14 protein-coding genes and 1 tRNA gene are annotated in these 17267 nt (G+C 71.0%); 6 read left to right on the top strand and 9 right to left on the bottom strand.

All coding sequences use genetic code 11. The annotated features are described in order from the left end of the window. Nucleotides 1-66: 66 nt before the first annotated feature. From Q392_RS30940 to tilS, 4 genes are all read right to left on the bottom strand, one after another. Nucleotides 67-471, bottom strand: coding sequence for a hypothetical protein (locus tag Q392_RS30940; RefSeq protein ID WP_038218540.1), 405 nt, complete (start codon nucleotides 469-471; stop codon nucleotides 67-69). Nucleotides 472-658: 187 nt separating this feature from the next. Next, nucleotides 659-751: transfer RNA gene (locus Q392_RS30935), tRNA-Ser, on the bottom strand. Nucleotides 752-791: 40 nt separating this feature from the next. Next, nucleotides 792-2060, bottom strand: a complete 1269-nt coding sequence (locus Q392_RS30930) for an aspartate kinase (protein ID WP_038218539.1) — start codon at nucleotides 2058-2060, stop codon at nucleotides 792-794. A 72-nt stretch (nucleotides 2061-2132) separates the two neighbouring features. Beyond that, nucleotides 2133-3110 (bottom strand): tRNA lysidine(34) synthetase TilS, encoded by a 978-nt coding sequence (gene tilS / locus Q392_RS30925; protein ID WP_038218537.1) that lies wholly within the window; start codon nucleotides 3108-3110, stop codon nucleotides 2133-2135. A gap of 189 nt (nucleotides 3111-3299) precedes the next feature. Here tilS and Q392_RS30920 point away from each other — a divergent pair, with 189 nt between their 5' ends. Then, nucleotides 3300-3542, top strand: coding sequence for a YkvA family protein (locus Q392_RS30920; RefSeq protein WP_245610872.1), 243 nt, complete (start codon nucleotides 3300-3302; stop codon nucleotides 3540-3542). A gap of 10 nt (nucleotides 3543-3552) precedes the next feature. Here Q392_RS30920 and Q392_RS30915 read toward each other — a convergent pair whose 3' ends face one another. From Q392_RS30915 to cysS, 3 genes are all read right to left on the bottom strand, one after another. After that, the gene (locus Q392_RS30915) at nucleotides 3553-4530 is read right to left on the bottom strand and encodes an acetyl-CoA carboxylase carboxyltransferase subunit alpha (protein WP_038218534.1); all 978 of its coding nucleotides are present in this window, start codon (nucleotides 4528-4530) and stop codon (nucleotides 3553-3555) included. 97 nt (nucleotides 4531-4627) lie between these two features. After that, nucleotides 4628-5284 (bottom strand): DNA-3-methyladenine glycosylase family protein, encoded by a 657-nt coding sequence (locus Q392_RS30910; RefSeq protein WP_038218531.1) that lies wholly within the window; start codon nucleotides 5282-5284, stop codon nucleotides 4628-4630. Nucleotides 5285-5304: 20 nt separating this feature from the next. Beyond that, nucleotides 5305-6681 carry a cysteine--tRNA ligase gene (gene cysS, locus Q392_RS30905; protein WP_038218528.1) on the bottom strand — a complete coding sequence of 459 codons (1377 nt, stop codon included), beginning with the start codon at nucleotides 6679-6681 and terminating at the stop codon, nucleotides 5305-5307. Between the two features lie 220 nt (nucleotides 6682-6901). Between cysS and Q392_RS33310 the strand changes: the two genes are divergently transcribed. The 5 genes from Q392_RS33310 to Q392_RS30880 are packed head-to-tail and all read left to right on the top strand — an operon-like array spanning nucleotide 6902 to nucleotide 10209. After that, nucleotides 6902-7477: a tetratricopeptide repeat protein gene (locus tag Q392_RS33310; protein ID WP_051954133.1), complete on the top strand. Its 576-nt coding sequence runs from the start codon at nucleotides 6902-6904 to the stop codon at nucleotides 7475-7477. Next, nucleotides 7477-8061 carry a peptidylprolyl isomerase gene (locus Q392_RS33305; protein WP_038218526.1) on the top strand — a complete coding sequence of 195 codons (585 nt, stop codon included), beginning with the start codon at nucleotides 7477-7479 and terminating at the stop codon, nucleotides 8059-8061. Before Q392_RS33310 ends, Q392_RS33305 begins: the two co-directional genes overlap by 1 nt. Nucleotides 8062-8091: 30 nt before the next feature. Further along, nucleotides 8092-8604 carry a peptidylprolyl isomerase gene (locus tag Q392_RS30890; RefSeq protein ID WP_038218524.1) on the top strand — a complete coding sequence of 171 codons (513 nt, stop codon included), beginning with the start codon at nucleotides 8092-8094 and terminating at the stop codon, nucleotides 8602-8604. A 20-nt stretch (nucleotides 8605-8624) separates the two neighbouring features. Next, the gene (locus Q392_RS30885) at nucleotides 8625-9407 is read left to right on the top strand and encodes a UDP-2,3-diacylglucosamine diphosphatase (RefSeq protein WP_038218522.1); all 783 of its coding nucleotides are present in this window, start codon (nucleotides 8625-8627) and stop codon (nucleotides 9405-9407) included. A gap of 7 nt (nucleotides 9408-9414) precedes the next feature. Continuing rightward, nucleotides 9415-10209, top strand: coding sequence for a M90 family metallopeptidase (locus tag Q392_RS30880; RefSeq protein WP_038218521.1), 795 nt, complete (start codon nucleotides 9415-9417; stop codon nucleotides 10207-10209). A gap of 26 nt (nucleotides 10210-10235) precedes the next feature. Here Q392_RS30880 and Q392_RS30875 read toward each other — a convergent pair whose 3' ends face one another. Together Q392_RS30875 and Q392_RS30870 are read right to left on the bottom strand one after the other, a co-directional pair. Continuing rightward, nucleotides 10236-12947, bottom strand: a complete 2712-nt coding sequence (locus Q392_RS30875) for a DUF349 domain-containing protein (protein WP_038218519.1) — start codon at nucleotides 12945-12947, stop codon at nucleotides 10236-10238. A gap of 161 nt (nucleotides 12948-13108) precedes the next feature. Next, complete coding sequence (locus Q392_RS30870; RefSeq protein ID WP_038218517.1) at nucleotides 13109-16894, bottom strand: DUF748 domain-containing protein; 3786 nt, start codon at nucleotides 16892-16894, stop codon at nucleotides 13109-13111. Nucleotides 16895-17267 lie beyond the last annotated feature (373 nt).

Raw genomic sequence — 17267 nt, 5'->3', positions numbered from 1 at the left:
ACGCAAGCTCGGAATGCCTGGAATCCACGCCTCCCGGGGCAGCCGCTCCAGGGGACGCGGATGGCCTCAGAGGTCCTCGATCACCAGCCGGCGATAGCGTTGCGCGATGGAGGGCGCGGTGTCCTTCAGCACGGAGGCGAGACGATCACGATCCTCGTCACTGCGCGTGCGCACCAGCAGGCCGACATGGCCCTGCCGGGCGAGTTCGGTGAAGGCCCGCACCGTCGCCGCGTCGGTTCCCGCGGACGGCAGCGGGTCGTCGGCCTCGGCCACGGTGGGGCTGATCTGCTCGAGCACGGCACGGGCCGGCACGAAGTACACGGCGTCGCCCGTGAAGCCCGCATGGACCAGCGCATCGGCCGCAGCACGGGCCTGCGTCTCGTCGGGGTACATGACCATCGAGTGGCCGGTGGGATAGAAGGCACCGCCGATGGGGGAAAGCATCTGTGGGGTGAGCGCGAAAGGTTGCATGGCATCGCTCCTCGGCCCGTCCGGCAGGCCGTGCCCCCAGCCTATGAAGGTCGCTGGTCGCTTGCTGTAGGAGGAGCGCGGCAGCCTGCGCACGCCGATCGCCACGCCGTGAAGCAGGGGCAAAAGACCTCCCGGCGTGGCTCCGGAAGAAGAAAACCCCGCCAGTGCGAACACTGACGGGGTTGTCTGGCGGAGACGGAGGGATTCGAACCCTCGATGAGGCTCTACACCCCATACTCCCTTAGCAGGGGAGCACCTTCGGCCACTCGGTCACGTCTCCAGAAGGTCGAGCCGGCGATTATGCCATGCCGGCATCCGCCTCAAGCGGCGGGCTGGTCCAGATCGAAGGCCTTGTGCAGTGCACGCACAGCCAGTTCCATGTACTTCTCGTCGATCACGACGGAGGTCTTGATCTCGCTGGTGGAGATCATCTGGATGTTGATGCCCTCCTCGCTCAGCACGCGGAACATCTTGCTCGCCACGCCGACGTGGCTGCGCATGCCGATGCCGACGATGCTGACCTTGCAGATCTTGGTGTCACCCACGATCTCGCTGGCGCCCAGGCTCGGCAGCACCTTGGTCTTGAGCAGTTCGACGGTGCGCGCGTACTCGTTGCGGGTGACGGTGAAGCTGAAGTCGGTCTTCCCGTCCTTCGAGAGGTTCTGGATGATGACGTCCACCTCGATGTTGGCATCGGCCACTGCACCCAGGATGTGATACGCGATGCCCGGCTTGTCGGGCACGCCGAGCACCGAGATCTTGGCCTCGTCGCGGCTGAACGCGATGCCGGAGACAACGGCTTGTTCCATGGTTTCGTCTTCCTCGAAAGTGATCAGGGTGCCCGACTTGGCTTCCTCGTTGATGTCGATGTCCCAGGGCGTGAAGCTGGACAGCACGCGCAGCGGCACCTTGTACTTGCCGGCGAACTCCACCGAGCGGATCTGCAGCACCTTGGAGCCCAGGCTGGCCATCTCCAGCATCTCCTCGAAGCTGACCTTCGAGAGCCGGCGCGCATCGGGCTCGACGCGCGGGTCGGTGGTGTAGACGCCGTCCACGTCGGTGTAGATCAGGCACTCGTCGGCCTTCAGCGCGGCGGCGATGGCCACGGCCGAGGTGTCGCTGCCGCCGCGGCCCAGCGTGGTGATGTTGCCTTCGTCGTCCACGCCCTGGAAGCCGGTGATCACGACCACGCGGCCTTCGGTGAGGTCGGCGCGCACGCGGGCGTCGTCGATGCTCTCGATGCGGGCCTTGGTGTAGCTGGAATCGGTGCGCACGCCGACCTGCCAGCCGGTGTAGCTCACCGCCTCCATGCCCTCGGACTGCAGGGCGATGGCCAGCAGCGCCGACGAGGCCTGCTCGCCGGTGGCGGCGAGCATGTCCAGCTCGCGTCGGTAGTCGTCATTCGGCTGGCTGGGGGCCAGTTCCTTGGCCAGGCCCAGGAGCCGGTTGGTCTCGCCGCTCATGGCGCTGGGAACGATCACCATCTGGTGACCGGCGCGCGCCCATTTGGCGACGCGCTTGGCGACGTTGCGGATGCGCTCGGTCGAGCCCATCGACGTGCCGCCGTACTTGTGAACGATCAATGCCATGGGGGTGGAATGCGAAGAAGGGAACGTCCTTGCACAGCGGGCGCGGCGGGGGTGCCGCGCGGTGCGCCGATGTCAGCGCGATGCCTTCGGCAAGGGCGGGCAATTGTACCAACGCAGCACCTCGCCATCGCGCTGCACGGCGCCGCGGCCGGCCTTCAGGTGGATGCGGTGGCCGCGGGTGCGGCAGGCTTCGATCTGGTCCAGCAGCGCCTCCATCTGCACGGCGCTGGGCCGCGCCGCGTCGCCCTGTGCGGCCAGCCAGTGGCGCAGCAGGTTGGCGCGGCGCGCGCGGGACAACTGCCGCAGCGCCGCGATGCGCGGCGGGTCGCCGGCGGCAGCCAAGTCGCCGGCCGCGACCTCGGCCAGCAGCTGCTGCGCCTGGGCCGCGTGCGCCGCGCTGCGCGCGAAGGTGGCGTGGACGGGACCGAAGGCGCGCTCCAATGCGGGCAGCACCTCAGCGCGGATGCGGTTGCGGGTGTAGCGCGCGTCGCCGTTGCTGGGGTCTTCGATCCAGGACAGCTTCTGCGCGCGCAGCCAGTCCCGGATCTGCGCGGCCGTCACGTCCAGCAACGGCCGGTGGAAGACCATGCCGCCGCGCACCATGCGCGCCGGCATCGCGGCCAGGCCCGGCAGGCCGGCCCCGCGCGACAGCGCGAGCAGCAGCGTCTCCACCTGGTCGTCTGCATGGTGCGCGAGCGCCACGCAGCGCACCGGCGCCGGCAGGGACGGCTCGGGCCGCAACGCACCGAAGACCGCGTAGCGCGCCTGCCGCGCGGCGTCCTCGGGGCTGTCTCCCGGCGCCGCGCGCGCATCCACGCGATGCACCTGCAGCGGCACGCCCAGTTGGCGGCACAGGTCGGCGCAGTGGTGCTCGAAATCGTCCGCCGCCGCCTGCAGGCCGTGGTGCACGTGCACCGCCAGCACCTGCCCGGGCCAGCGCCGTGCGCAGGCGACGAGCAAGGCGGTCGAATCCGCCCCGCCGCTGAAGCCCACGGCCAGCGGCAGTTCGGGCGCGAAGCGCGCCATGGCATCGTCGAAGACGGTGCTCATGGGGGTACTCCGGGGAACTTCATCGGCGGCGGCGCGCATCCAAGCATCCGTCGATTGTGGAGCCGCGCGGCGCTTGTGATCTGCGCGATGCACCCCACTTCAGCCTCGTCTCTCTCTCAACCCGGAGTACGCCGCCATGTGGAAGCTCGGTCGCCTGTGGATGCTGATGCGCAAGGAGCTTGCGCTGGTGTGGGCCATGCTGCGCGACCCGCGCCCCCCGCTGCCGCCAAGCTCACGGCGCTGGCAGCCGTGCTCTACGTGCTCAGCCCGGTGGATCTCGTGTCGGATCTGATCCCTGTGCTCGGCTGGCTGGACGACGGCGTGGTCGCCCTGCTGCTGCTGAAGCTGGCCACGCGCTTCCTGCCGGCCGACCTGCATGCGGCGCTGCGCGCGCAGGTCGAGCAGCGCGCGGCGGCGACGGCCCGCCGGTGAATCCGCTGCCCTACTTGCCGCTGTCGCGCGTGTCGGCGAAGCGGCCGTAGCTCTGCAGCCGCTCGTAGCGGCGGTCCAGCAACTCGCGCGGCTTGAGGTCGGCGACCTGGCGCAGCGCGTCGTTGAGCGCACGCTTGAGGAACGCCGCCATCTGCCGGTGGTCGCGGTGCGCGCCGCCCACCGGCTCGTTGACGATCTTGTCGACCAGGCCCAGCGCCTTCAGGCGGTGCGCCGTGATGCCCAGCGCGTCGGCCGCGTCCTGCGCGCGCTCGGCGGTCTTCCAGAGGATCGAGGCGCAGCCCTCGGGGCTGATCACCGAATACACCGAGTACTGGAGCATCAGCACCTGGTCGGCCACCGAGATCGCCAGCGCACCGCCGGAGCCGCCCTCGCCGATGATGGTGGTGATGATCGGCACCTCGAGCTGCGCCATCTCGTAGATGTTGCGGCCGATGGCCTCGGACTGGCCGCGCTCCTCGGCATCGATGCCGGGGTAGGCGCCGGGCGTGTCGACGAAGGTGAAGACCGGGAGGTGGAACTTCTCGGCCGTCTTCATCAGGCGCAGCGCCTTGCGGTAGCCCTCGGGCTTGCTCATGCCGAAGTTGCGCAGCGTGCGCTCCTTCGTGTCGCGCCCCTTCTGGTGGCCCAGCACCACGCAGGGGGTGCCGTTGAAGCGCGCCAGGCCGCCGACGATGGACTGGTCGTCCGAGAAATGCCGGTCGCCGTGCAGTTCGACGAAGTCGGTGAACAGCTCGTGCACGTAGTCGAGCGTGTAGGGGCGTTCGGGGTGGCGGGCGATCTTGGTGATCTGCCAGGGGCTGAGATCGCTGTAGATCTCCTTGGTGAGCTGCTGGCTCTTCTTGCCGAGCTGGTCGATCTCTTCGGAGATGTCGACCGCCGATTCGCTCTGGACGTAGCGCAGTTCTTCGATCTTGCCTTCGAGCTCCGCGATGGGCTGCTCGAAGTCGAGGAAGGTTCGTTTCGCCAACGTGTTCTCCGGTTGTGTCTCAAGAAAACGCCGGGCCGCCCCAAGTTTTCTTGTTCCCTTCAGGGGGCGGGCCGGGCACAGCCCGGCCTGGGGGCGCTCAATACGCCACTGGGAGCGGCTCGAGCGACCGCCAAATATACCAAGTGGCCACGCTGCAGAAGGGGGCCCAGGCCACCGCCACCTCGCGCGCATCGCTGCGGCTGACGGGGTCGCCCGAGAAGTAGTTGGTGCTGATGCCGTTGATCAGGCCGATGTCGTCCAGCGGCAGCACGTTCGGCCGCAGCAGGTGAAAGATCAGGAACATCTCGGCCGTCCAGCGGCCGATGCCGCGGATGGCGACCAGTTCCTCGATGATCAGCTCGTCGGCCATGTCCTTCCAGGCGTCCACGTGCACCGCGCCGGAATCGAAGTGCAGCGCCAGGTCGACGAGGTACTCCACCTTGCGCGCCGACAGGCCGGCAGCGCGCATGTCGTCCACCTTGAGCTTGAGCACGCTGGCCGGCGTGAGCTTGCGCGGCAGCTTCTCGAAGCGCTCCCACACCGACTGCGCGGCCTTCACCGAGATCTGCTGGCCCACGATGCTGCGCGCCAGCGTGGTGAAGGCGTCGCCGCGCGATTGCAGCCGCGCGTCGCCGAAGCGCGGGATCAGCCGGCGCATCACGCGATCCTTCTTCACCAGGTGCTTGCACGCCTCCTCCCAGTAGTCGGGCGTGACGAAGGCGATCTCGTTGTTGCTCTTGCGGCTGGCGGGCATGGCGGCGATGCGGTTATGTCTTACTGGGCCGCGGCCCAGGTGGTCCCTTCGGGGCCGTCCTTGAGCACGATGCCCTGCGCCAGCAGTTCGGCGCGGATGCGGTCGGCCTCGGCGAAGTTTTTCGCGGCCTTGGCCGCGGCGCGCTCGGCGATGCGGGCCTGGATGCTGGCCTCGTCCAGCGCGGCGCCGGCGCGCAGGAAGGCCTTCGGATCGCCCTGCAGCAGGCCCAGCGTGCCGGCCAGCGCCTTGAGCAGCCCGGCGGCCTCGGCGGAGCGCGTGCGGTTGACCTCGCCGGCCAGCTCGAACAGCACCGCCACCGCCTCGGGGGTGCCGAAGTCCTCGTCCATCGCGGCCTTGAAGCGCGCGGCGTGCGGCCCGCTCCAGTCGATGGCGACCTCGGCCGGCGGCACGGCATCGAGCGCCGTGTACAGGCGCCTGAGCGATGCCCGCGCATCGTCCAGGTGCACGTCGCTGTAGTTCAGGTCGCTGCGGTAGTGCGCGCGCACGACGAAGAAGCGCAGCGTCTCGGGGTCGTACTTGGCCAGCACCTCGCGGATGGTGAAGAAGTTGCCCAGCGACTTCGACATCTTCTCGTTGTCGATGTTGATGAAGCCGTTGTGCATCCAGGTCATCGCGAACGGCTTGCCGGTGGCACCCTCGCTCTGCGCGATCTCGTTCTCGTGGTGCGGGAACTGCAGGTCGGCGCCGCCGCCGTGGATATCGAAGGTGTCGCCCAGCAGTTCGCAGGCCATGGCCGAGCACTCGATGTGCCAGCCCGGACGGCCCACGCCGAAGGGGCTGTCCCACTTGGCCTCGTCGGGCTCCTCCGGCTTGGCGCGCTTCCACAGCACCGGGTCCAGCGGGTCCTGCTTGCCCTCGGCCACCGCCACGCGGTTGCCGGCATGCAGTTCGTCCAGCGACTTGCCCGAGAGCTTGCCGTAGCCCGGGAAGCGGCGCACCGCGTAGTTCATGTCGCCGTCGCCGGAGCGATAGGCCAGGCCCTTGCCCTCCAGCGTGCCGATCATCGACAGCATCTGCGGGATGTAGTCGGTGGCACGCGGGTCGTGCGTGGGCCGCTCCACGCCCAGCGCGTCGGTGTCCTCGTACATCGCATCGATCATGCGCGTGGTCAGCGAGCGCAGCGTCTCGCCGTTCTCCACCGCGCGGCGGATGATCTTGTCGTCGATGTCGGTGATGTTGCGCACGTAGGTGACGCGGTAGCCGCTCGCGCGCAGCCAGCGCTGCACCACGTCGAAGGCGATCATCGAGCGTGCATGGCCCACGTGGCAGTGGTCGTACACCGTGATGCCGCACACGTACATGCGCACGTGGCCCGCCTCGAGCGGCGAAAACTCTTCCGTGGCACGCGTGAGCGTGTTGTAGATGCGCAGGGTCATGGGGACGCGAGGGGCCGGAAATGCACTGCCGCAGAGACAAGGAAACAGGCAGCGCGGCGCCCGGCAGGGGGCGTATTTTGCAGCGGCAAGGGCCCCGTGGGGAAAGGGCTTGCGAGGCGCCGCAGCTAGAATCGAACGAGTATAAACGGCCGCTCTGCGACACCCGGCGGCGCATGACGAAGCTGCGCCGTCCCGACCGCACCGCCCTTGCCGAGGCTTCATGAAGCACGCCGCCTTTCTCCCCTCCTTCCGCCTTCCGTTGCGCATGCCGGCCCCGCTGCTGCATGCGCTGTGCGCAGCCGCCGTGCTGCTGGCCGCCGGCGCCGCCCGCGCCGACGACTATGCCGACGTGAACACCCTGCTGCGCTCCGGCCAGTCCGCCGAGGCGCTGGCCAAGGCCGACGCGTACATCCGCGCCAACCCGCGCGATCCGCAGATGCGCTTCCTGCGCGGCGTGATCCTGAGCGAACAGGGCAAGGCGGCCGACGCGCAAGCCGCCTTCACGCAGCTCACGCAGGACTACCCCGAACTGCCCGAGCCCTACAACAACCTGGCCGCCATCTACGCCGCGCAGGGCCAGTACGACAAGGCGCGCGATGCGCTGGAGTCCGCCCTGCGCCTGAACCCGCACTACGCCACCGCGCACGAGAACCTGGGCGACGTGTACGCCCGCCTGGCGGCACAGCAATACGCCAAGGCGCAGCAGTACGCCTCGACCAGCGCCAGCGTCGCGCCCAAGCTGGCATTGGTGCGGCAGGTGTTCGACAAGCCCGCCGAGCCGGAGGGCAAGCGCTGATGCAACGTCGCTCCCTTCCCCGCCGCGCTGCCCTCGCCGCCCTGCTGGGCGCGGCCCTCGCCCACGCGCCGGGCTTCGCCCAGGCGGCCGCGCCGCGCGTGAAGCTGGCCACCTCCGCCGGCGACATCGTGCTCGAACTCGATGCCGCCAAGGCGCCGAAGACCGTCGCCAACTTCCTGCAGTACGCCAGGGACGGGCACTACGACGGCACCGTGTTCCACCGCGTCATCGACGGCTTCATGATCCAGGGCGGCGGCTTCACGGCCGACCTGCAGCAGAAGCGCACCCGCGCGCCCATCCCGCTGGAAGCATCGAACGGCCTGCGCAACGACCGCGGCACCATCGCCATGGCGCGTACCGGCGACCCGAACTCCGCCACCGCCCAGTTCTTCATCAACGTGAAGAACAACGACATGCTCAACGCACCCAGCCCTGACGGCCACGGCTACACGGTGTTCGGCAAGGTGGTCTCGGGCATGGACGTGGTGGACAAGATCCGCGCCGTGCGCACCGGCGTGCAGGGCGGCATGCGCGACGTGCCGCTGGAGCCGGTGCTCATCCGCTCGGCCACCCTCGTCAAGTAAACCGCACCCCTACCACTTCAGGAGCCTCTCATGAGCAACCCGCAAGTCGAACTCAGCATCAAGGGCCACGGCCCGATCGTCCTCGAACTCGATGCCGAGAAGGCGCCCAAGTCGGTCGAGAACTTCCTCGGCTACGTCCAGCGCGGCCACTACGACGGCACCGTCTTCCACCGCGTCATCGACGGCTTCATGATCCAGGGCGGCGGCTTCGAGCCCGGCATGAAGCAGAAGCCCACGGCCGCCGAGATCACCAACGAGGCCAACAACGGCCTGAAGAACGACAAGTACACCGTCGCCATGGCGCGCACCAGCGCACCGCACTCGGCGACGGCGCAGTTCTTCATCAACGTGGCCGACAACGGCTTCCTCAACCACACCGCACCCACGGCGCAGGGCTGGGGCTATGCGGTGTTCGGCAAGGTGGTCAAGGGCACCGAGATCGTCGACGCGCTGCGCAAGGTCAAGACCGGCCGCAAGGGCTTCCACGACGACGTGCCGGTCGAGGACGTGGTGATCGAGAAGGCCACGGTCGTCTCCGAGTAAGTCGGGGGGCCGCCGCCTGCATGATGGACGAAGCCGCCTTCGCCGCACTGCAGGCGCCCGCCGGCTGGCGCGTGGTCGACCTCGTCTCCGACCTGCACCTGCAGACCTCGGACAGCGCCACGCTCGCGCTGTGGGAACGCTACCTCGCCGACACGCCGGCGGACGCGCTCTTCATCCTGGGCGACCTGTTCGAGGTCTGGGTTGGCGACGATGCGGCCGATGAGCCCGGCAGCTTCGAGTCGCACTGCGCCGAGGTGCTCGCCGCCGAGGCCCGCCGGCGCCCGGTCTTCTTCCTGCACGGCAACCGCGACTTCCTCGTCGGCCCCGGCTTCGCCGCGCGCGCCGGCCTCACCCTGCTGGCCGAACCCACCGTGCTGGTGTTCGCGGGCTGCCGCTGGCTGCTCAGCCACGGCGACCTGCTGTGCCTGGAAGACACGGACTACCTCGCCTTCCGCGCGCAGGTGCGCTCGCCCGGCTGGCAGTCGGCCTTCCTGGCCCGGCCGCTGGCCGAGCGCCGGACGGTGGCGCGGCAGATCCGCACGCAGTCGGAGGCGCGCAAGGCCGATCCGCGCGCCGTCTGGGCCGACGTGGATGCCGGGGCCGCGCGCGACTGGCTGCGCCGTGCGGATGCGCCGGTCCTGATCCACGGCCACACGCACCGCCCCGCCGAGCACGACCTGGGCGACGGGCGGGCGCGCTGGGTGCTCAGCGACTGGGACGCCGCCGCGCGGCCGCCCCGCGCCGAAGTGCTGCGCCTGACCGCCGACGGGCCGCAGCGCATGGCATTGAGCGCGAGCGCCTGACGGACCGATGCTGCGCTGGCTGCGCGGCCTGCGGGCCGCTCCCGAGATCCCCGAAGCCGCCTGGCAGTCCACGCTGGCGGCCTACCCCTTCCTCGCCGCACGGCCGGCGCAGGACATCGCGCGGCTGCGCGACCTGAGCGCCCGCTTCCTGCAGGACAAGGAGTTCAACGGCGCGCTCGGCTTCGAGATCACCGACGCCGTGGCGCTGGCCATCGCCGCGCAGGCGGTGCTGCCGGTGCTGCACCTGCCCGGCGGCCTGGCCTGGTACGACGACTTCGTCGGCATCGTGGTCGTGCCTTCGGAGGTGAGCACGCGCCGCGTGGCGGTGGACGAGGCCGGCGTGGTGCACGAGTACGACGAGGCCATCATCGGCGAGGCGCGCGAGCACGGGCCGGTGATGCTCTCGTGGCCGCACGTGCAGGAAGGCGGCAATGCCGAGGCGGCCGGCCCGATCCTCAACGTCGTGATCCACGAGTTCGCGCACAAGATCGACATGCGCGACGGCCTGGTGGACGGCTGCCCGCCCCTGCCGGCCGGCTTCGCCGGCACGCGCACGGCGCGTGAGGCGCGCGCCGCCTGGATGGCGGCGATGGCGCCGGCCTACGACGCCTTCCGCGAACAGGCCGTCGTGGCCGAGCGCTTCGGCGGCGAGCCGCCCTGGCTGGACGGCTACGCCGCCTCGTCGATGGCCGAGTTCTTCGCCGTCGCGTGCGAGGCCTACTTCGTGGACCGCGCGCGCTTCGGCCGCGAGATGGGCACGCTGGCGCCGCTGTTCGACGCCTTCTTCAGGCCCGGCCGCTGAAGCGCCCGGGCCGGGCGCGCCGCGCCTCAGCCCTTGCGCAGCAGCGTGCGCAGCGCGCTCTGCAGGCGGCGCGCGCTGGCGGCGTCGTGCGCGCTGGCCAGCACCCTGCCGGCGTCCTGGGCCCAGGTCTCGGCCGGGCCCGGCTCGTTGCGGCGGGTCAGCAACTTCAGTTGCAGCGCCCGGCGCGCCTCCAGTTGCTCGGCAGGCGTCGGCACGTCGGCCGCCATCTCCAGCCGCAGCAGCGCCTCACCCGCATCGCCGCCGCCGGGCGCTGAGGCCAGGGCCTGTGCCCACTGGTTGCGCACGGACGAGGACACGCCCCGCCCCAGGTCCTGCGCGCTGGGCAGGGCCTCGGCGCTGCGCTGCTCCCAGGCGCCGACCAGTTGCGTCAGCACCTCGCCGTGCGCCTGGGCCGCCAGCTTGCGCAGTGCGACCTGTGCATGCTCCATGGCCTCGCGCTGGGCGCGGAAGGCGGCATCGCCCAGGCGCGGGCCGCGCGGCTCGCGCACGGGGCGGTCGCCGAAACGGCCGCCGGCACGGTCACCCGGCCCGGATGCGCCGAATCGCCCGCCGCGGTCGCCGCCGCGTCCCGGCGCTGCGCCGCGTGCGTCGCGGCGGTCGCCGGGCCGGCCTGCGGCGCGGCCCGCCGGCAAGGCCGGCTGACGGGCGCCCGGGCGGTCGTCGCCACGCACGGCCACGACCGGCTTGGGCGCGGCCTTGGGCGCAGGGGCAGGCGCGGCGGCCTCGCTGGAAGCATCTGCCTCGCCGCCGTCGGCGGAAGCCGGCGGCGACGCCTCTTCGCCCTGCTGCGTGGCCGCATCGGCAACCGGCGGCGTGTTCTCGTCCGCGGCTGCAGGCGGCGCGGCTTCCTGGGCCGGCGCCGGCGCAGCCGGCAGTTCGCCGCGCAGCGCGGCCTCCAGTTGCGCCACCGCAGCGCGGATCTTCTGCGCATCGCCGGCGGCGTTGGCGGCCTCCACGGCCTTGGAGGCTTCCAGCACGGCGCGGTCGTGTTCGCTCATGGCCGCGGCGGCGCGCTCGCGTTCGGCGCTCTTGCGCTGGAAGGCCTCGTCGATGGGCTTGCGGAAGGCATCCCACAGCTTCTGTTCCTGCCGGCGCTCCAGCGGCACCGCCTGCGCCTCGGCCTGCCAACGCTGCTGCAGCGTCTTGACGGCGTCGATGCGCAACTGCGGCGAAGCACCCAGTTCGGTGGCTTCGGCGATGAGCTGCTGGCGGCGCTCGACGCTGGCCTTCTGCGCCGCCTCCAGCGGCGCGCGGGCGGCGGCCATCGCCTCGTTCCATTTCGGCTGCAGTTCGGCGAACACCTTCTCGCTGACGTGGCCGGCATCGCGCCAGCGGTCGGCGAACTGGTGCAGGCCGCGGTTGAGCGCCTTGAGGTCGTCGCCGGAGTGGGCGGCGGCCCAGTCGGCCAGTTCCTGGATCAGTTTCTCGCGCTGGCCGCGGTGCTCGGCCGCGTCGGCGCGCACCTTCTCCAGCCAGGCCTCGACCACCTTGTGGGCCTGGTTGCAAGCCTCGTCGAAGCGCTTCCACAGCGCGTGGTTGGGCGCGCCGCCCTGGTCGACCTGCTTCCACTGCTCGCGCAGGGCACGCAACTGCTCCTGCATCTTGCGCCCACCCAGGGCCTGGCCTTCGGGTCGGTTGAGCAGGCTTTCAGCCTTGGCGACCAGGTCTTCGCGCACCTTGTCGGCGCTCCAGCGCTGCCAGCCCTCCAGTTCGCCCGCGGCCACCAGCGCGGCATGCACGCGGGCTTCGAGCGCATTGCCGACCAGCTTGCCGTGGTCCTTGAGCACCGCGCGCAGCGCCGCGGCGGCGCCCTGGCTGGTCTTGCCCTGGCCCTCGGCGGTGGCCTGCTCCAGCTTCGCCAGCGCGGCCTGCACGGCCTCCTCGGCCGCGGCACGGGCGGCCGGATCGACCTTGGGCGCGGCCGGCGCCTTGGCCGGCGCGGCCGCGGTGCCTTCGGGCGGCAGGCCGCGGGCGGCGCGCAGTTCGTCGGCCCAGACGGGCACGGGCGGCAGCGGCGCCTCGGCGTCCGCCGCGGCGGCGATGGTCTGCGCCAGCGCGGCATGGAAGGCGTCGGACACCACCTGCAGCTGCGCGCGCGAACTGTCCAGCTGCGAGGCGTAGCGCGCGTCCAGGCTGCCCCAGTTGGCGTCCTGCGCCATCTCGTCGGCCTGGGCGGTCCAGGCGGCGACATCGGCGCGCAGGGCCTCCTCGGCCGCCTGCGCGTCGTGCCAGGGCTTGGTGGACAGCACCTCGAAGCGCTGCGCCAGCAGCAGCGCCGCCTCGCGGTGCACCTGGGCGCGGTGCTGCAGGTCCTCGATGCCCTTGACGCGCTCGGCCAGGCGCGTGCGCAGGCCGGCCAGCGGCTCGCGCGACAGCGGCGCGCCGGCCTTGGCCGCATCGCGCTGCCAGGCCATCGCGTCGGCGATGTTCAGGCGCGGCTGGGCCAGCAGCGCCTCGGCCTTGGCCGACCACTCGGCGGCGATCGCCTCCTGGCCCTTGGCGCGCTTGATCTCGTCCAGCCGCTCGCGCAGGGCGCGCGCGGCGCCCTTGTCGCGGCCGCTCAATTCCTTGAACGCCTCCTGCATCAGCTCCGGCGCCGGGTCGGTCGCCAGCCAGTCGCGGATGCGCTGGGCCCGCTCGCCGGAAGTGGGCGCGGTGAACGCGCCGCCGGTGAGCTGGTCGAGGGTGGAAAGGTCGTGTTTGCTGGCGTGGGTCACTGCGCGCGGAAGGGAAAAGGTCGTTGGACAGACGCCGAAGGGCCCAAAGGCCCCTCAAGCGCAGGCGCCGGCAAAGCCGGCGCGAGCCGCACATTGTCGCCCAGGAGCATGGCATCGGAAACCCGAAGCGCCCTGCCCCTTGCCCGCGCCGGGGCGCCGGGCTACTTCATATCGAGTTTGAGCTCGGCGCCGGGCTTCCAGTCCTTGCCGCCCGCCTTGGTCTGCACCGCGCCGAGGAACAGGCGCTCCGAGGGGAGCTTGTGCTCGACCAGGTAGTCGCGCACGGCCGCGCCACGTGCCACGGCCAGCTCGCGCACCGCCTGCTCGTCCACCTCGATGCTGGCCAGCAGCAGCTTTTCCATCTCCTCGGTCGGCAGCTTCCTGGCCATGCCGATCATGTTGCGCGGCTTGGTGATGTCGGCGCGCTTGTAGACGGCTTCCAGCAGCTCGGGGTACTCGGCATCGGTCACCGGGCCGATCTTCGCGGGGTCTTCCTTGTTGCGCAGCGCGGCGCGGCGCTTCTCGCCCATCGTCATCTGGCGCAGGCGCTGGCGCTTGGCCGCCTCGCGCTCCTTCTCGAAGTCGGACTGGCCGACCACCGTCAGGCGCAGCGCCGGCCGGTCGGTCAGCGCCTTGGCCACCTTGTCCAGCGCCTGCCTGGCCGCGTCGTCCAGTTCGGCGCTGCCGGGCGCGAAGGCGATCGTGCTGGCATCGCCCCCGCCGCCGCCCAGGCCGCCGGTCAGCAGGCTGAAGGGCGCCGTCACGGCCTTGGTGATCAGGTTGAGTACCGCCTTCCAGATCAGCGGGCCGACGCGGAACTGCGGGTCGTTGATCGAGCCGGACAGCGGCAGGTCCACGTCGATCACGCCGTTGCGATCGGCCAGCAGCGCCACCGCCAGCCGCACCGGCAGGCTGGCCGGCGCGCCCTCGACGGCATCGCCGAACTCCAGCTGGTTGAGCACCAGGTTGTTGGTGGCGGTCAGGCGGCCGTCGGGCGCGACCTTGTAGTTCACGTCCAGGCTGAGCTTGCCGCGCTCGATGCCGTGGCCGGCATAGCGCACCGAGTACGGCGACAGCGGCGGCAGGTCCAGGTCGCGCATCTTGGCCGTGATGTCCAGCTCCAGCGGCTTGGCCAGCGGGTTGAGCTTGCCCATGATCTCCAGTTCGGCCGTCTGCTGCGCCTTGCCGCGCAGCTCCAGGTCGGCCAGCTGGGTCTGCCCGTCCTTGGGCTGCGACGCGAAGGCGCTGAGCTTGCCGGTGAGCTGGCTCAGGTCGGCCGAATAGTTGGGCTTGATGAACAGGTCGGTGAAGTCCACCGTGCCGTTGACGACGCTCACCGGGCCGAAGTGGATGACCGGCGCCATCGGATCGGGCGCCGTCGGCGCGGCTGCGGCCTGCGGCGCGGCCGCCGCGGCCGGCTCGCTGCCCACGGCCTCCTCCGCGGAGACGGTGCGTCCGCCGGCATCCGCGGGCGCCGGCTCGTTGGTGGTGACGGTCGCCCCGCCGGCGGCGCGGCGCGCAGTCGGGTCGGGCCTGGCGGCATCGGCGGCCGCACTCTCTTCGGCGCCCTTCTTCGTCAGGCTCTGCAGGTTCAGGCGGCCGCTCTCCTCCACGATGATGCGGGCGAAGACGTCGGTAAGCGTGGTCTCGCGCACGTCCACCTTGAGCGGCACGCCCGGCTCCATCGCCACCTGCAGGCCGCGCAGGTCGAGCGCCTTCCAGCTCAGCAGGCGCCGGTTGCCGTCGCCGAAGCTGCCCTTGCGCGTGAGCGCGGCGCTGTCGGCGCGGAAGTCGTCGATCGCCGTGTCGCCCGCCACCCTGAGGCGGATGCCGTCCTTGGCCTGGGCGAAGCGCAGCGTGCCCCGGTAGTTGGCGTACGAGCGGCGGATGTCCACGTTCAGCGCATCGCCGAAGTAGGCCTTGAAGGCGTGCGCCGGGATCGACGCCGCTTCCAGCCGGCCCTCGACCGCGATCGGCTCCAGCACCAGCTTGCCCTTGAAGTCGAAGCGCCCCGGCTCGATGCGGCGGGTAGCGCCGATGCGCCCGGACAGTTCCACCGGCGACGCGGTGGCGGTGCCCGGCGCGATCTGCCCTGCCTTCAGCCGCAGGGCGCTGATCTCCACCGCCACCGGCGCCTCGGCATCGGCCTTGTCGGCATAGGTGACGTCGCCGCCGTCCACCGCCAGCGTCGCGATGCTGAGCTTCCAGGGCGAGGCCTGCGCAGCCTCCTGGGCGGCGGGCGTCTTCGGCGCCGCCACCTGGGCCGGCGCGCCGCTGCCCGGCGCCTTCATCCAGCGCTCGAACATCCAGCGCTTCTGTTCGTCGCGCTCGACGCGGATCTTGGGCTTGGCCGCCGTGAGGCTGCCGATGGCGACGGTGCGTCCGGCCAGGTCCACCTGCGCATCGGCCACCTCGAAGCGCCCCACGCTGGCCAGCGCCGTCTTGCCCTGCGTCATCGCCAGCCCGTCGAGCGCGAGGCGCCGCGCGTTCACCTTCAGGTTCGGGGCGGCCCAGTCCACGTCGATCTGGCCGCTGAGCTTGCCGTCCACCGACGGCTCCAGCGCCTGCGCCAGGTAGGGTGCGGCCACCGTCAGCGGCAGGGACTCCAGCTCGGTCTTCACCTGCGCCGCCTTGTCCGTGCCCTCGCCCTGGAACCTGAACGGCGCCTCCCCCACATTCAGCGAGCCGTGCCAGCGCGCCGGCTTGTCCATCGGCCAGACGATGCCCTCGGCCTCGACCTGCAACTGCGTCAGGTCGACGGCGGCCGCCGGCGCCGTCGTCTCGTCGCGCCAGCCGATGCGCCCGTCCTGCAGCGTGACCTTGTCCACCTGCACCTTCCACGCCGGCGCGGCATCGGCGGCCGGCGCCTTGTCGGCGGGCGGTGCCGGTTCGGCAGGCACCGTGGCGACCTTGCGCTCCTCGCCCGTGCGGGCGTCGGTCGCCAGGAGGTTGAGCTGCCCCTGCGCGTCGCGCGCCACCGTGAGCTGCGGGCCGGCGAAGGCCACGCTGTCCAGGTGCACGACGCCCTCCAGCGGCCGCACGTCGGCCAGGCCCAGCTTGAACGAGGCGAGGTCCAGCAGATCGCGGCCGGCGCGGTCGGCCAGCTTGATCCCCTGCGCCTCGATGCCGCCGCTGATGCGCAGCGACGAGGCCTCGGTCCGCTCGAAATCGAACTTCAGGTCGGCGCCCAGCTTGCCCGCCAGCAGCTTCACCGGCAGGCCGCCCGGCACGTAGCCCAGGTAGGGCGCCAGGTCCAGATCGGTGAAGTGCAGTTGCGCGTCCGTCTTGCGGTTGTCGGCGAAAGGGGTCGAGTGGGCCGACGAATCGAAGCGGCTGCCGTTGAGCGCGAAGGCCAGCCTCGGCTCGACCTTCACCTCGCGCTTGGACGGCAGGCTGCTGACGAAGGGCACCATCAGCTCGAAGTCGCGCAACTCGTGCTTGCGCTGCACCGGCTGGTCGTCGAAGTCCACCGATCCGCCGGTGATGGCGATGTTGTAGACCGCGAAGCGCGCCGGCTCGCCCGGCGGCTTCGGCGGGCCGGCCGTCAGCCGCGCCAGCACGTCGTCGAAGTCGTACTTGCCGTCCGCCAGGCGCGCCGCCCGGATCGTCGGCCCCTCGACGCTGACCGCGTCGATCACCGGCGCCAGGCGCAGCAGCGACTGCAGCTCCGCGTCGGCATAGAGGCGCCGCACCTCGACCTGGGCCGGCCCCTCGCCCGCGCCGGCGATGCGCAGGTCCTCGATGGCGACCTCCAGCGACCAGGGCTTGAAGTCCACCTTGCCGATCGTGACCTGCCGGCCGAGCTGCTCGCTGGCGATCTTCTGGATCTGGCTCTTGGCGATCGGCGGGACGGCCAGCCACAGCAGCAGCCACAGCAACAGGAGGCCGGCCAACGCGACGACTCCACGCCGCACCCATTTGTTCTGCTTCAGTGACGCTGCATTCATGGCGCCCCGAGTGTGCATCAAGCCTCGCAGGCGCCCGGCGCAAAAAGAGAAAGCCCGGTGACCGATTGCTCGATCACCGGGCTTGACGGCCGGCCCAAGGCCTATGCCATCTTGCGCTCGGGCGGAAGTTGATCGTTCCACCCGCGCGGTGGCAAGGGATTGCCACCAAGAGGCCGCGGCACCGGGTCGCTGGACGGGAGGAAAGGCTCCCGCAGACCGCGATGCCTTGGCAGGCGCCTGACTCTTCAGGCGGCCTCAGATTAGGCGCGAGCGCGAGCGACCGCAAGTCCTTTTCTCAATCGGGCGGCGCGCCGCGATTGGCGGCCTTTCAACAACCCATTTAGCATATTGAATCAAATCCTCATAATTGACC

This window comes from Xenophilus azovorans DSM 13620 (genome assembly GCF_000745855.1).
Taxonomy (GTDB): Bacteria; Pseudomonadota; Gammaproteobacteria; order Burkholderiales; family Burkholderiaceae_C; genus Xenophilus; species Xenophilus azovorans.
This window is presented reverse-complemented; position numbering and strand designations above follow the sequence as displayed.

Bases quoted from the DNA above. Each gene is read 5' to 3' on its own strand.
- Q392_RS30940 (WP_038218540.1), bottom strand. From the start codon at position 471: ATGCAACCTTTCGCGCTCACCCCACAGATGCTTTCCCCCATCGGCGGT.
- Q392_RS30930 (WP_038218539.1), bottom strand. From the start codon at position 2,060: ATGGCATTGATCGTTCACAAGTACGGCGGCACGTCGATGGGCTCGACC.
- tilS (WP_038218537.1), bottom strand. From the start codon at position 3,110: ATGAGCACCGTCTTCGACGATGCCATGGCGCGCTTCGCGCCCGAACTG.
- Q392_RS30910 (WP_038218531.1), bottom strand. From the start codon at position 5,284: ATGCCCGCCAGCCGCAAGAGCAACAACGAGATCGCCTTCGTCACGCCC.
- cysS (WP_038218528.1), bottom strand. From the start codon at position 6,681: ATGACCCTGCGCATCTACAACACGCTCACGCGTGCCACGGAAGAGTTT.
- Q392_RS33310 (WP_051954133.1), top strand. From the start codon at position 6,902: ATGAAGCACGCCGCCTTTCTCCCCTCCTTCCGCCTTCCGTTGCGCATG.
- Q392_RS33305 (WP_038218526.1), top strand. From the start codon at position 7,477: ATGCAACGTCGCTCCCTTCCCCGCCGCGCTGCCCTCGCCGCCCTGCTG.
- Q392_RS30890 (WP_038218524.1), top strand. From the start codon at position 8,092: ATGAGCAACCCGCAAGTCGAACTCAGCATCAAGGGCCACGGCCCGATC.
- Q392_RS30885 (WP_038218522.1), top strand. From the start codon at position 8,625: ATGATGGACGAAGCCGCCTTCGCCGCACTGCAGGCGCCCGCCGGCTGG.
- Q392_RS30880 (WP_038218521.1), top strand. From the start codon at position 9,415: ATGCTGCGCTGGCTGCGCGGCCTGCGGGCCGCTCCCGAGATCCCCGAA.
- Q392_RS30870 (WP_038218517.1), bottom strand. From the start codon at position 16,894: ATGAATGCAGCGTCACTGAAGCAGAACAAATGGGTGCGGCGTGGAGTC.